A 14,228-nucleotide genomic window follows, 5' to 3' on the forward strand; every position below is an offset into this window, starting at 1 on the left:
TATGTGGTGGGTTGGGAGTTAGTGCTTGGCCACCAGGTCTTTCGGCAACTTGAAGGTCCAGAGCATGCCGCCCTGGTTGAAGTCCTTGATGCGCTTGGCCACTTCGCCGCCCCACAGCGGAACCGCGCCGCCCCATCCGGACAGCACCGAGACGTACTGCTCGCCGTCCATTTCCCAGGTAACCGGCGAGCCGAGTACGCCGGAGCCGGTCTGGAATTCCCAGACTTTCTCGCCGGTCTTGGCATTGAATGCCTGGAGGAAACCTTCCGGCGTGCCGGTGAACACCAGGTTGCCCTTGGTGGTCAGCACCCCGCCCCACAGCGGCGCGAAGTTCTTGTGACGCCAGACTTCCTTGCCGGTTTTCGGGTCGATGGCGCGCAGCACGCCGATGTAGTCTTCGTTCAAAGGCTTGATGGTGAAACCGGCACCGAGGAACGCTGCGCCTTTCTTGTAGGCGATGCCTTCGTTCCAGATGTCCATGCCCCACTCGTTGGACGGTACGTAGAACAACCCGGTGTCCTTGTTGTAGGCCATCGGCATCCAGTTTTTCGCGCCGAGGAACGCCGGGGCGACGAACACCGAACTGCCCTTGGCTTCGGTGCCCGGTGCGCCCGGACGACTGGCTTCGTTGTAGATCGGCCGGCCATCCTTATCGAGCCCTGTGGCCCAAGTGATCTTGTCCACGAACGGGAAGCCGCGAATGAACTTGCCGTTGGTGCGATCCAGTACGTAGAAGAAGCCGTTACGGTCCGCAGTCGCGGCGGCTTTGATTTCTTTACCGCCTTCGGTGTAGTTGAACGACACCAGTTCGTTCACGCCGTCATAGTCCCAACCGTCGTGAGGCGTGCTCTGGAAGTGCCATTTGATGGTGCCGTCGTCAGGGTTCAGCGCCAGGCGTGACGACGAGTAAAGGTTGTCGCCAGGACGCAGGTGCGAGTTCCACGGCGCCGGGTTGCCGGTGCCGAACAGCAGCAGATTGGTTTCCGGGTCGTAGTAACCGCCGAGCCAAGGCGCGGCACCGCCGGTTTTCCACAGATCGCCGGGCCAGGTCTTGCCTGCTTCGCCACCGGAAATGCCGTTCTCTACCGCTTTGCCGTCCTTGTAGACGTAGCCCATGTGGCCCTCGACGGTTGGTCGGGTCCACAGCAGATCACCGTTTTTCGGGTCGTAGGCTTCGATCTTGCCCACCACGCCGAACTCGCCACCGGCCACGCCGGTAATCAGTTTGCCGTTGATCACCAGCGGCGCGGCGCTGATCGAATAGCCTTCCTTGTGGTCGGCGACTTTCTTGCTCCACACCACTTTGCCCGTGTCTTTGTTCAGGGCCACGAGCTTGGCGTCGAGGGTGCCGAAAATCACCAGGTCGCCATACAGCGCCACGCCCCGGTTGATCACGTCACAGCACGGACGGATGTCATCAGGCAGGCGTGCATCGTATTGCCAGAGTTTCTTGCCAGTGCGCGCATCCACCGCAAACACCCGCGAGTAGGAGCCGGTCATGTACATCACGCCGTCCTTGATCATCGGCTGCGCTTGCTGACCGCGTTGTTTTTCGCCACCGAAGGAGAAGGCCCAGACCGGCCGCAAGTCCTTCACGTTGTTGACGTTGAGGGTGTCGAGCGGGCTGTAGCGCTGACCCTGGACGCCCAGACCGTTAGTGACGATCTGCTCCGGGTTCTTGGGGTCCTGGAGAATGTCCTGGTCGGTGACGGCGGCCAATGCCGTGCCGGACAACAGCATGGCACTGAGCAACAGGCTCAAGACGAAGGGTTGGCGACGTGCGGGTTGGGTCATGACGGCTGCCTCTGCGGTTTTTGTTATACCCGGGAAATTTTCCCGGTCTGGTGCAGATTCTTGGGCGCCGCCGCCCTTGCAACAATTGCCCGCAGTGCTGAGATTGCTAGTTCCTTAGTACCGGGTCGGACATCGGTTTTTTGAACGCCCCAACCCTGTAGGAGCCAGCTTGCTGGCGATGGCGCCAATGAAATCGCCATCGCCAGCAAGCTGGCTCCTACAGGGTTTGCGTTACCCCCGATCCCGAACACACCCGAGATCCGTAGGAGCCGGCTTGCTGGCGATCCAGGCAACGCGGTGTATCAGACAGACCGAGGCGTCCCGATCGCCAGCAAGCCGGCTCCTACAGGTTTGAGTCAACGCGTTTCATTTGTGTGCGCTCGTAGCGCGGATAGAGATGGCTGACGCTGCGGATCAGTTCGTAGCGACTCAGGCTGATCCCGGCGAAGCGTTCGGGAATCGGGCTGCGGATCATCTCGGCCATGTCGCTGCCGTCGGCCGCACCGTCGCGCATCAACTGGTCGAGCCAGCCAAGGTAATCACGCATTTGTTCGAACGGTTTTGCATCCGTGGAGATCGGGCCGTGACCGGGGACGATGAGCGTCCACGCCAACCCCTGAAGCGTGGCAATGTCCGCCAGCCACACCGACAAACCCGGACTGTTGGGCGTGGTCAGCGCCCGCTGGTAAAACACCAGATCCCCGGCAAACAGCACGCCGGTTTGCTGGTCGAGAATAGCCAGATCCGCGCCGGTGTGCCCACCCAGGCTCAGCAGGCGCAGATCGTGATCCCCAAAATTTCGCACGCCGGGCGTCAGCGTCTCAGTCGGCAACACCACTTCGGTGCCCCGCATCCAGTCGCCCACCAACCGATACATGTTCTCGGCCATGGCGTCGCCCTGCTGTTTCAACAACTCGCAGGTGCCCGCGAGCGCGCTGATCGGCACATCGCTGAAGGCCTGATTACCCAGCACATGATCGGGATGATGATGGGTCAGCAGCACCTGGATCACCGGTTTGTCGGTGGTCGCGGCAATGGCTTTGCGCATCGCTTCGCCGTATCGCCTGGACGGCCCGGTGTCGATCACCACCACGCCGCGTTCGGTGACGATGAACGCGGTGTTGACGATATTGCCGCCGTTGGCCTTGGCAAAATTGTCGGTGCTGCCTTCCAGCAACCAGGTGTCGGCGGCGATCTGCCGGGGCTTGAGTGAATAGTCGAGTTCGGCCAGCGCCGGAAGGCTCAGGCTGATGAACAACAGCAGCATCCAGCGCATCGCGCGCTCCTTTGAGTCAGGGTATGGCCGCATCAAATTCGTTGCCGCTGTTGTCGCGCAGCAACAGGCGCGTCTGCCCTGCCCCTTCGATGTCGAAGGCCAGGTTGGGGTTTTCGCTGACGGCGGGAAACAGTTCGAGGCGGGCCAGCACTTGATCGTTCTGATCCCGCAGCTCGGCATGGTTGATGAAGAATTCCGGGATGCCACCGACCATGCCGTTATCCATCGGGTGCGCCACCTGCAAACGCAAGCGGCTGAATTCGCCACGGGGATAACGTCCGCCCAGCACTTCGCCGATGTGCTCCTCCCAACCCGGCTGGGTGCGCACCACGCTCGGCGCCGTGCATCCGCCGCCCGCCGCATCGATCAGGGTCGAGCCGACATGCCACACACCGTCGCGAGTCAGGACGGCCGCGCGCAGCGGCGTGGCTTGTTCGACACGAATGCGGATCGACAGCCAGGGCAACACCCGATCCAGCGGCTGGAAATCAACAATTCTCGGCAAGGGATTGAGCTCGGCCCAGGCGAGGATTTTCACCACGTCGCCCTTGAACGCCCGTGCATCGATTTCCAGCGGCACTTGCCGGGCGTCTTCGGCAAACGGTGGCGCCAGCAGCCTGACCCGCTCATCGAACACGAACGGCGCGTCGCCGAGCATCTGCTTGTGATAGAAGGCCCACATCACCGACGGCACCGGGTCTTTACCCGGTTCGACGGCTGCCGCGTGCGCGGCCAAAGGCAGCCAACAGGCCAACAGGCAACACGCGCTCCAGTTCACTGTTGATACATCTCCGGGACGTCATAGCGCAGGCCGTATCGGGCATAAATGGCCTTCACCGAACCCTCGCGGATCAAGGTTTCCAGCGCCTCTTCCACGGCATAGGCCAGTTGCCGGTTGCTCTCGTGCACGGCCATGCCGATTTCCCAGAGTTGCTTGCCCATGTTCGGGTAGGCGTTTTCCGCCAGCGCCACTTGCGGGTCGGCGGCTTGATGAACCTGCCAGTCGATCTCGCCGCGCATGGCCATGACCGCGTCGACTTCGCCCGCCTTCATCGCTGCGAATGCCTGGGGCACGCCGGGGTAGTGATGGGTTTTGCCAGCGAGCATGCCGCTGAACACCGAGGTCAGGTAGAACGACGGCACACTGTCGACCTCGACGCCGATCGGGTGATGCTCGAACACCGCGACGCTGGCCACCGACTCCAGTCGACGACGGTCATAGGCGACTTGCCATTGTTCGTTCTGATACGGACCGAACATCACCACATGGCTGTTTTCCAGTTCGCCCAGTTCGTTGCGTTTGCGCGCGTAATCCTGGTCATAGGGCACGCGCATCATCAGGTCCGCCAGTTGCAGATCGTGCAACGGACTGGCGCGCCAGATGTAGTCGCGCAGGTCGTCGTCGAGCTTCTCGCCGGCGGGCGCCCAGATCAGCGTCAGGCGCACGCCAAGCGCTTTGGCCAGCGCCTCGGCGAGGTCGACATCGACGCCACGGGGTTGGCCGGCGTCTTCGAAACTGTAGGGGGCGAAGTCTTTGTAGACCGCCACCTTCAGCTCCCCGGCAGCGATCATTTCGTCATAGCTACGGACCTGCGCCTGCACCGTCTGGCAGCACAGCAACACAGCGCTGATCAACACCGCGAGCAGGCGCATGCATTACTCCTCGACGCGGACGCTGTCCAGGTAAGTGCGCACCGCCCACAGGGCTTCCTGGCTCAGGTAGTCCGCCATTTTCGGCATGTACACCCGGCCGTCACGCACCGCGCCATGGCGCACCCGTTCGACGAACCATTCATCACCGGCCTCGCCGACATCAAGCATGCGCAAATCAGGTGCGATGCCGCCGGACTTGGCTTCCAGGCCATGACAGGCCGCGCAGTTCTGGTTGTAGGCCGATGAGCCGATCTCGATGGCCTTATCGTGTTCCGGGGACGTGCGGTAAGGGTTCACCGCCGCCCAGCCATCGCCATCGACCTGCACGCCGGCGTCCTTGATCGGGGTCAGTCCCTTGGTTTCGACGGCTTGTGGCACGACATTGCCGTGGGCCCAGACCGAACCTGCGCTGATAAAGCCGGCCAGCAGCCCGGCGACGAGCAAGGCGTTGCGTTTTGTTGTCATTGTTATGCCCTCAGGATTGCACGCAAAACCTCTTTACAGAGGCTATGGCAGCTATCTTAGGAAGCGCTTCGCGCAAGCCCCATGCTGCTTTGGTGGCCGCCACCCAGTACCTTGGTAGTAGGGCTTGCGACGCACATCCAAATCAGGTGCTGCCTGGGAAATCTTCCCGGCAACAGCGGGACTTTTTCCGTATTCGCCACCCCGTCGGACGCACCACCCTGTGCAGGCCAAAACCTCCACTGGGAACTGCAACCATGACAATAAGATCGCTACCCGCCCTTTCCCCTTTAACCCTCGCCGTGCAAACCTTTTTGCTGGTGAGCAGCCTGTCCCTGAGCGCTGCCGGTCAAGCCGCGACCGCACCCGCCACGCCGACGCACAACGTGAGCTGGGAAGACATTGCCAACGATCACCTGACCACCAAGGACGTTCTGCAATACGGCATGGGCACCAACGCCCAGCGCTGGAGCCCGCTGGCCCAGGTCAACGACAAGAACGTGTTCAAGCTGACGCCGGCCTGGTCCTATTCGTTCGGCGACGAGAAGCAGCGCGGCCAGGAATCCCAGGCCATCGTCAGTGACGGCGTGGTGTACGTCACCGGTTCCTACTCGCGGGTATTTGCCCTCGACGCCAAGACCGGCAAGCGCCTGTGGACCTACAACCATCGCCTGCCGGACAACATTCGTCCGTGCTGCGATGTGGTCAATCGCGGGGCGGCGATCTACGGCGACAAGATCTACTTCGGCACCCTCGACGCCCGCCTGATCGCGCTGGACAAGAACACCGGCAAAGTGGTCTGGAACAAAAAATTCGGCGATCACGCCGCCGGATACACCATGACCGGCGCCCCGGTGCTGATCAAAGACAAGACCAGCGGTAAGGTGTTGCTGATTCACGGCAGTTCCGGCGATGAGTTTGGCGTGGTCGGGCAGCTCTATGCCCGCGACCCGGACACCGGCGAAGAAGTGTGGATGCGGCCTTTCGTCGAAGGCCACATGGGCCGTTTGAACGGCAAGGACAGCACACCGACCGGCGACGTCAAGGCGCCGTCCTGGCCGAACGACCCGACCACTGAAACCGGCAAGGTCGAAGCCTGGAGCCACGGCGGCGGAGCCCCTTGGCAGAGCGCCAGTTTCGATCCGGAAACCAACACCATCATCGTCGGCGCCGGCAACCCCGGCCCTTGGAACACCTGGGCGCGCACCGCCAAGGACGGCAACCCGCACGATTTCGACAGCCTCTACACCTCGGGCCAGGTCGGCGTCGACCCGAGCACCGGCGAGGTGAAATGGTTCTACCAACACACGCCGAACGATGCCTGGGATTTCTCCGGCAACAACGAGCTGGTGCTGTTCGACTACAAGGACAAGGACGGCAAAACGGTCAAGGCCACCGGCCATGCGGACCGCAACGGTTTCTTCTACGTGGTCGATCGCAACAACGGCAAATTGCAGAACGCGTTCCCCTTCGTCGACAACATCACCTGGGCCAGCCACATCGACCTGAAGACCGGGCGACCGGTCGAGAATGAAGGCCAGCGTCCGGCCAAGCCGTTGACGGGGGAAACCAAAGGCAAACCGGTGGAAGTTTCGCCGCCGTTCCTTGGTGGCAAGAACTGGAACCCGATGGCCTACAGTCAGGATACCGGCCTGTTCTACATTCCGGGCAACCAATGGAAAGAGGAATACTGGACCGAAGAGGTCAACTACAAGAAAGGCTCGGCCTATCTGGGCATGGGTTTCCGCATCAAGCGCATGTATGACGATCACGTCGGCACCTTGCGGGCGATGAACCCGACCACAGGCAAAGTGGTGTGGGAACACAAGGAGCACTTGCCGTTGTGGGCCGGCGTGCTGGCGACCAAGGGCAACCTGGTGTTCACCGGCACCGGCGACGGTTTCTTCAAGGCCTTCGACGCCAAAACCGGCAAGGAGCTGTGGAAGTTCCAGACCGGCAGCGGCATCGTCTCGCCGCCGATCACCTGGGAACAGGACGGCGAGCAGTACATCGGCGTGACCGTCGGCTATGGCGGCGCGGTGCCGTTGTGGGGCGGCGACATGGCCGAGCTGACCAAACCGGTGGCTCAGGGCGGGTCGTTCTGGGTGTTCAAAATTCCGAGCTGGGATAACCAGACCGCGCAGAAGTAATTCTCCCCACCCACCTCTGTGGGAGCGAGCCTGCTCGCGATTAACCTGAGACCGCCGCGGGGCACCAGACACCCCGCGTCATCGTTGACGACCATCGCGAGCAGGCTCGCTCCCACAAGGGAAGCCAGAGACCTTGCCATGAAATACCTGCCTCTAATGCTATTGCTCGCCGCCCTTCCGGTTTTCGCGGACGACAGCGACGACGCCCCCCTGATCATCAACGGCTGCACCCTCGCCGAACACAGCCAGTGCCCCGGCGCCAATCTCAAAGGCGCCAACCTGAGCAATCTGGACCTGCGCAACATGAACCTCAGCGGCGCCGACCTGCGCGAGGCCGACTTGCGTCACGCCCGCCTCGACCTCGCCAACCTGGAAAAAGCCCAACTGCAAGGCGCCAACCTGACCCGCGCCAGCCTGCAACAAAGCAACCTGCGCCTGGCCGATTTCAGCGGTGCCACGTTGATGGCGGTCCAGGGCTGGGGCTTGTTTGCACAGGGTGCGCAGTTTCAGGACGCCAACCTCAGCGGCGCCTACCTGCAATTCGCCCGCCTCTCCGGCGCCAAACTGCACAACGCCAACCTGCGGGCGGCCGACCTGGAAATGACCTGGTTGAGCAAAGCCGACCTCAAAGGCGCGAATCTCAGTGATGCCAATCTGCAGGAAGCCAAGTTCGGTGAAAGCAACCTGGAGCAAGCAAACCTAAGCGGCTCGCGCCAGCATTATGCGAACTTTCAGGATGCGAATATGGACGGCTGCACAGGTTGCCCGACGACGTGGAACAAGTGAAGGTAAAACGCTCGGATTGTGCAAAAGCGAGGGGCTTTGTTTCAACTCTGAGTCGCTTTGCTCTCACTCATCCCGCCGTTTAAAGAAATATCAAGATTCAACTACCAAAACGCGGAAGTTGGGCTATAGCTTCACCAACAGTTTGTACTTAAACATCCCTCACTCAAGGAAGTAGCGACATGCCGATTGTTTTCGTTCACGGGGTCAATAATCGAAAGGAAGATGCGGACTACGAACCGTCCCGTGCTCGCATTGAACAATCCCTGCGCAGCATCCTGGCAGCTGATCTCGACTTGGATATCGATCCAAAACTGCTGAGCGTTTTATTCCCTTACTGGGGCGGCGACGGCGTGAAATTTCGCTGGAATCAGGCTTCGCTTCCAACGAACAAGACACCGGTCAAGGCGCTGAACCTCAAGCTGACGGGATCACGGGCAGCCGAATACGAACTGTGGATACATGAAGTACAGGCACAAAATGGTGGAAAGCCCGTGGTACTGGGCGATATCAGCCGACAAGACAAGGGTTTTGAAAAAGCTGTAGATCTGGTGTGGGATGCTGCATCGATAGTCGCGCAGACCGAAGCAGACTACAAGCAAGTACTCGAACGTTATGATGCGTCGCGTAGATATGCAGCAAGCACTATCCCCGCCTGGGCGATCCAGCAGCCGCCATTAACCAATCAACAGTTCATCGACAAACTCAATCAGGAAATTGCCCCTCTCGTCAACGCACCTGGCGCCCTGGCAGTACAGGCAATGGGGTTGAAGGACTGGTGGCAATCGCTGGGTGAAGCCGTCAATCGCCTGGGCTCGGCTCCCAGCGACGCAATCACTGCTCTGGCCTTGGCCAAGGCTCGCGAATCGTTGCATACCAAAGCGACCCGTTTCCTGGGCGATATCTTTGTCTACCTCAACTCACATCAAGGAGCAAACGCCCCCGGCGCCATCGTTGATGTGGTCAAGAAGGCCTTGGAGCAAGCTGATAAAAACCGCAGGCCGGGTGACGACAAACTGATAGTCATTGGCCATAGCCTTGGCGGCGTCATTCTTTACGACATCCTCACGTACTTTGCTCCAGGCATCAAAGTCGATCTCTTTGCCACGATCGGCTCGCAAGTTCCGGTGTTTGAAGAAATGACACTTTTCCGCGTCAGCCAGCAAGGCGTGCCTGCCAACCCTCCTACGGACCGTTTGAGCAAGCCAGGCAATATTGAAAAGTGGGTCAACGTCTTCGACACAAATGACATCTTTTCCTTCCGGGCAGAAGGGGTGTTCAACGGCGTGGAGGATTATAAATTCGATACTGGCTACGGGCTTCTGGAAGCCCACGGTGGATACTTCACCAGACCCAGTTTCTATAAAAAGCTCGCCCTACGCATGAAGGGCAAATGAGATGGAACCTCTATTTCTATCGCAAGCAGTCAAAGACAAACCTGACTCGACGGCGACCCACGTTTTACTTGTGGGCTGCGGCGAATATCCGGCAATGGGGCAAACGGCCTATTCATATGTGAAGCCGTTAAACTCACCGCATACCTCTGTTCAGGAGATGGTAAACTGGTATCTGAGTGGCGCACACGCTATGCCAGCAGGTCAGGGAAAATCCCCTCACGAAGCCTTTTCCAACCCCGACGCTCCGCTGGGATCACTCACGGCTCTGGTCTCTCCATCGATCAACATTCAAACCCCGCCAGGAGGCAGTGTTACCTGTCCGCGACCGACGCTCGCCAATATCCGAATTGCTTATAAACAGTGGTATGAACGATTAGGGGCAAATCCCGAAAGTGTCGGCGTTTTTTATTTTTGCGGGCATGGCGTCAGTGATGGCGTCACTCAATTTCTCATCGCTGATGACTTCGGCGAAAACGATGTCACTTGGTCGAACGCCTTTCATGTCTCCAATACCCATCAGGCAACTATCAGAGCAACGAGCGCGCGACTAGTCTATGTGCTCGATGCCTGCCGTGAATTCAATGATGAGGTTCAGGAACAATTGGACATCCCCCGGGGACTGACCGATGGCTCCAAAAAAGGCACGATCACCAGCGCCGGATCAGCAATTCTGCGATCCACTTCCGCCAACCGTCTGGCTTACACGCCCGACGAAGGTGTGACCTATTTTACGCAAGCGCTGCTACAGGCACTGTGTGGTCACTGCGGAGAGGAACGTGACAATGCCCCTGGAGTGTTCGATGTCAGACCCTCGGAACTGCAAGTGGCAACAGCAGCATTGTTAAATCACCTGTTGCTCCCGCTACCTAGTCTGCAACAGCACGTCGCCTTTGAAAGCGACGGAACCCATCTGATCGCCTTGAATGTGCTGGATCGTATTCCGGACGTACTAGTTGAAATGGATATAGATCCTGCGGTGCTGCGTCAGATATCTCAAGCTTACCTAGAGAACTCAGTGACACCTCGTCAACTCAAGGCTCTCAGCAATGGCCCCGCATCTTTTAGAGTGCCGCGAGGTGAGTGGCAATATGGCGCTGAAATTAATCAGATTGGCTATCAGGTCACGCCAAAACATCGCTATATGAACAAAGTAATCTTTCGCGACTATCTCGAAGCCAAAAGCGTGTGAATCCATCATGAATATATTGACCGTTTCTGTCGCAGGTCGGGTGAGTGATTCACGACTACTGACGTTACCCTTTGAGGTGTTTTCCATCAGTGGCGAACGATTGGGCAAAGGTACGGCCTCCCCCGCCGAGCCGGCCAAAATACAGCTCAGAGACGGGCCTTCTACTGCATCAGGGCGAGTTTATGTATTGGCCAAACTGCCAAACGGCAGCCAGGTACAGGAGGTTGCTCAACTACAGGACGGCCAAGGCAATGTAACTCTGTTGCAAAGTGCCGACAGCTCAAGTGATTGGCTGGAGTGGCTCAAACCCTTTCGCTCTCTGGAGCACCTCAAAGCCACGGTCCAGGTCGAATTCTCACCCGCCGCGCCACTGCGCCGAGTCGGAAAGGTGTGGAGGCTGGTCTGGACCCTGAAAAATGGCCAATGGGATGCATCTGACCTCCAACCGTCGAAGACAGAAAGCGAAGGCGATATCCAACAATACTGGTTCGATGTTCCTGACCAGCCTCACTTGCTACAGATCGGCGGAGAAGACGTCGCTTGGCGCCTTGTTTCACTGCCGCCTGGCGGAGAAGTTCGTGTGGCACTGACCCCCAGTGACAAGACCATCGGTAACTCGCTGGATATCACCATTGGACGCGAGAATGCTGACAACGAACTGATCATGTCTTATTTGGCACGCGGTGCCATGGAGCAAGTAACAAGCCTCGCCGACGCATGGCAAACTGCCGATCAAATGCTGCAAGGAAAATATCGAGACCCAGTGGGTGCAGTGGCGGGCGCCTACGTACTGCTTAAATTGCGTCGCTTGGACCAGCGCCGCGGGTGGATTGAAAACCTGGTGGATTCATTCCCTCACCTTGCAGACGCCGCCATCGTTTCCGCCGCTTCTTTGCTGCAGGATGACGCACCTGACGAGACGCTGATACGTGTCCGTATCAAGCAGGCCCTGACAAACGGATTACCTGTTTTCGCACTGGGCGCGAAGCTCCTGGTCGAAACCATGGCGGCCATTCACCGCGGTGAGAATGAGTCGCCCGAATTCCAGACCGACTACCTGCTGGCCAAGACCTATGCTAGAGCGATTTGCACTCAAGGCGCCTACTTTGCATTCTATGGCCGCAACCCCAAAGCCCCCTCAACGCGACCTACCTATGGCCTACAAGATTCAGCTACATCGACACCACTGGATTGGGTAGAAGAAATCGAAGCCCTCCGTAGATCCATACAGACATCCGTCCAAACGCTGCTTGAATCTCGCGGCGCAGGCATTGCAGGAGAAGTGTCCCTGGACCTGATCAACCGTGAAGCTCGTATCGCGCTGAATCTACCGGAAATCGGCAATGCCGAAGTGACACTGAATCTAGAGCCTGATGAACCGCTGGATGAGATTCGCATCAATCAAGCAGCCGTCATTATCCCTGGAGAGAATTGACCCTCTTCGACGCCAACCTAACCACCCCCATATCAATCCCCAGATGCACCAGCTCGGCATGGGAGCTCACCTGCAATTTGCTCTTGAGCAACGTCAGGTGATTGGAGACGGTCTTGCTGCTGATGCTCAACTGTTCGGCAATCAACCGGGCCGGGGTGCCTTTGGCGAGCATCACGAAAATCTCCAGTTCGCGCTGGGTCATGCTCTGCAAACGCGGGTCGCTGGCGTCCTGTTGCGGGTGACACGCCAGTTGAGTGGCCAGGGGCTGTTCGATGTAGGCGTGGCCCGCGAGAATCCGCCGCACCGCCTCGATCAGCACTTCGGGCGCCGAGCTTTTGGTCAGATAGCCTGAAGCGCCCGCCTCCAGTGCCTGGCGCACCAGCGGCAGCTCATCGTGCATGCTGAAAAACAGCACGCGCAGTTGCGGCAGACGCTGTCGCAACCGGCGCGTGGTTTCCAGCCCGCTGATCCCCGGCAAACCGAAATCCATGATCACCAGATTCGGCACGGCCTCCTGAACCCTGATCAGCGCTTCTTCACCCGTCGCGGCTTCACGTACTTCCATCGCCGGCAGCAACGCGCGCAACAAACTCGCGTAGCCCTGACGGACCACCGCATGGTCATCCACCAGCAGAATATTCATGACGCCTCCAAAGGCATGCTCAAGGCCAGCGCCCAACCGGCGCCGGGGTGGCTGATGATGCGTAACTCGCCGCCCAGACTGCGGGCGCGCTCTAACATCGAATACAAACCGACACCTGGTCGCTGTGGCTGGTGGGCGCCGCATCCGTTGTCACGAATCAATAAGCGCAAGTGGCCGCCGCAGTGTTGCAGGCGAACCCGCACCTGGCTTGCATCGGCGTGGCGGGCGACGTTGGTCAAGGCTTCCTGCAACAGGCGGTAGAGATGGGTCTTGTCCGGCGCAGACAATGGCGGCAACGAAGCGCTGACGCGCAACTGACAATCGACACCCTGTCGGCCTTGCCACTGCTCCACCAGCAACGCGAAAGCCTCGGCCAACGGCAGGTGTTGCAACACCACCGGATAGAGGTCGTGCACCAGCGCTCTGAAACCTTGTTGCAGGTGCTCGCAGTTGTGTTCCAGCTCACGCACCGTGCGCTCCACGGTGTCCGGTTGATCGGCGACCAGGCGCAACAGACAGGCCTGAGCGCGAATCCCCGCCAAGTATTGACCGAGGTCGTCGTGCAGGGTCTGCGCCAGATGAGTGCGTTCCTGCTCCTGCACCGCCAGCAAGGTCTGGGTCAGTTGCGTGTTGTCGGCGCGCGCCTGTTCCAGTGCTTCGGTCATGCGATTGAAGTGCACCGCCAGTTGCCGCGATTCCGGCAACCCTTGCGCACGCAGTCGCACCTTGAGCTGGCCGCCGGAAACCTGCCGCAATGCGCGCAGCAACTCATCGAGCAGGCCCATACCCCGGCGCACGGCCCAGCGGATGGTCAACAGACTCAACAACAACGCCAGGCCACACAGGCTCAGTAATTGCTGGAGGGAATCCCAGACTTCATCGATTTCATCCCGTGGGTCGACCGCAATCTGCACTCGACGGCCATCCTGCAAATCCAGCACCCGTGCGCTGTGCCGGGCCTCGGCAAACAGCAATCGCCCGAGCCAGGCGTCGAGCCCGTCCTGCATTGGCGGTTGTGCCGCTTCGCCCGGTTCGAGCCAGCGCACCCGCACGTGACGCAGACTTTGCGTCAACCGTGGTTGCAGGCTGGCGGGATCGCGCGCGGCGGTTTCGCTCAAGTACTCGACCACCGCCTCGGCGGATTGCAGCTCACGCTCCACATCCGCCAGCGCCTGGTGCACCAGCAAGCCCATGCACGCCAAAGTGACCAGCGCGAAAAACCCGCAGACCCAGAGGTTGATCCGCCACAGGGCCGACACACCTAGTGCCCCGGTGTCGCAGGCATCACCAGCAGCGACGCGGGGCGCGGGCCGTGGAGTTTGTCGACGCCAATCAGACTCAGGATGAGCAGCAACGGCAGGAGCAGCGCCTTGAGAATACGCATGGTCGATCTCCTTCAGAGTGATGGCCGTTGTTGCCCATGCTAAAACCGCGCCGCCCTCGGCG

At 59.7% G+C, this 14,228-nt stretch carries 13 protein-coding genes; 5 read left to right on the forward strand and 8 right to left on the reverse strand.

From position 1 onward, the window contains the following. Positions 1-18 precede the first annotated feature (18 nt). From ACYZUC_RS06375 to pedF, 5 genes are all read right to left on the reverse strand, one after another. Positions 19-1,794, reverse strand: coding sequence for a PQQ-dependent methanol/ethanol family dehydrogenase (locus ACYZUC_RS06375; RefSeq protein ID WP_461994410.1), 1,776 nt, complete (start codon positions 1,792-1,794; stop codon positions 19-21). A 343-nt stretch (positions 1,795-2,137) separates the two neighbouring features. Then, a complete protein-coding gene (locus ACYZUC_RS06380; protein ID WP_461994411.1) occupies positions 2,138-3,070 on the reverse strand; it encodes a quinoprotein relay system zinc metallohydrolase 1 in 933 nt (310 codons plus the stop codon). Between the two features lie 16 nt (positions 3,071-3,086). Beyond that, a complete protein-coding gene (locus ACYZUC_RS06385; RefSeq protein ID WP_461994413.1) occupies positions 3,087-3,848 on the reverse strand; it encodes a quinoprotein dehydrogenase-associated SoxYZ-like carrier in 762 nt (253 codons plus the stop codon). Then, positions 3,845-4,723: a substrate-binding periplasmic protein gene (locus tag ACYZUC_RS06390; protein ID WP_461994414.1), complete on the reverse strand. Its 879-nt coding sequence runs from the start codon at positions 4,721-4,723 to the stop codon at positions 3,845-3,847. The genes ACYZUC_RS06385 and ACYZUC_RS06390 overlap by 4 nt, the downstream gene beginning before the upstream one ends. 3 nt (positions 4,724-4,726) lie before the next feature. Then, a complete protein-coding gene (gene pedF / locus ACYZUC_RS06395) occupies positions 4,727-5,188 on the reverse strand; it encodes a cytochrome c-550 PedF (RefSeq protein ID WP_150639990.1) in 462 nt (153 codons plus the stop codon). A 254-nt stretch (positions 5,189-5,442) separates the two neighbouring features. Here pedF and exaA point away from each other — a divergent pair, with 254 nt between their 5' ends. The 5 genes from exaA (at position 5,443) to ACYZUC_RS06420 (ending at position 12,139) form a co-directional block, all read left to right on the forward strand. Continuing rightward, positions 5,443-7,335 (forward strand): quinoprotein ethanol dehydrogenase, encoded by a 1,893-nt coding sequence (gene exaA, locus ACYZUC_RS06400; RefSeq protein WP_461994416.1) that lies wholly within the window; start codon positions 5,443-5,445, stop codon positions 7,333-7,335. 138 nt (positions 7,336-7,473) lie between these two features. Continuing rightward, positions 7,474-8,121: a pentapeptide repeat-containing protein gene (locus ACYZUC_RS06405; protein ID WP_461994418.1), complete on the forward strand. Its 648-nt coding sequence runs from the start codon at positions 7,474-7,476 to the stop codon at positions 8,119-8,121. Positions 8,122-8,300: 179 nt separating this feature from the next. Next, positions 8,301-9,515: a hypothetical protein gene (locus ACYZUC_RS06410; protein WP_461994420.1), complete on the forward strand. Its 1,215-nt coding sequence runs from the start codon at positions 8,301-8,303 to the stop codon at positions 9,513-9,515. Between the two features lies 1 nt (position 9,516). Further along, on the forward strand, positions 9,517-10,704 hold the full coding sequence (locus tag ACYZUC_RS06415; protein ID WP_461994421.1) for a caspase family protein: 1,188 nt from the start codon (positions 9,517-9,519) through the stop codon (positions 10,702-10,704). A 7-nt stretch (positions 10,705-10,711) separates the two neighbouring features. Continuing rightward, positions 10,712-12,139, forward strand: a complete 1,428-nt coding sequence (locus ACYZUC_RS06420) for a hypothetical protein (protein ID WP_461994423.1) — start codon at positions 10,712-10,714, stop codon at positions 12,137-12,139. Here the strand turns inward: ACYZUC_RS06420 and ACYZUC_RS06425 are convergent. From ACYZUC_RS06425 to ACYZUC_RS06435, 3 genes are read right to left on the reverse strand one after another with little or no spacing between them, the layout of a single operon-like run. After that, positions 12,120-12,782 carry a response regulator gene (locus ACYZUC_RS06425; protein ID WP_461994425.1) on the reverse strand — a complete coding sequence of 221 codons (663 nt, stop codon included), beginning with the start codon at positions 12,780-12,782 and terminating at the stop codon, positions 12,120-12,122. The two genes, ACYZUC_RS06420 and ACYZUC_RS06425, sit on opposite strands and share 20 nt — an antisense overlap. Further along, complete coding sequence (locus ACYZUC_RS06430) at positions 12,779-14,041, reverse strand: sensor histidine kinase (RefSeq protein ID WP_461994427.1); 1,263 nt, start codon at positions 14,039-14,041, stop codon at positions 12,779-12,781. Before ACYZUC_RS06430 ends, ACYZUC_RS06425 begins: the two co-directional genes overlap by 4 nt. A 2-nt stretch (positions 14,042-14,043) precedes the next feature. Then, complete coding sequence (locus ACYZUC_RS06435) at positions 14,044-14,166, reverse strand: hypothetical protein (protein WP_461994429.1); 123 nt, start codon at positions 14,164-14,166, stop codon at positions 14,044-14,046. Between the last annotated feature and the right edge of the window lie 62 nt (positions 14,167-14,228).

Source organism: Pseudomonas sp. GT1P32, assembly GCF_054897805.1.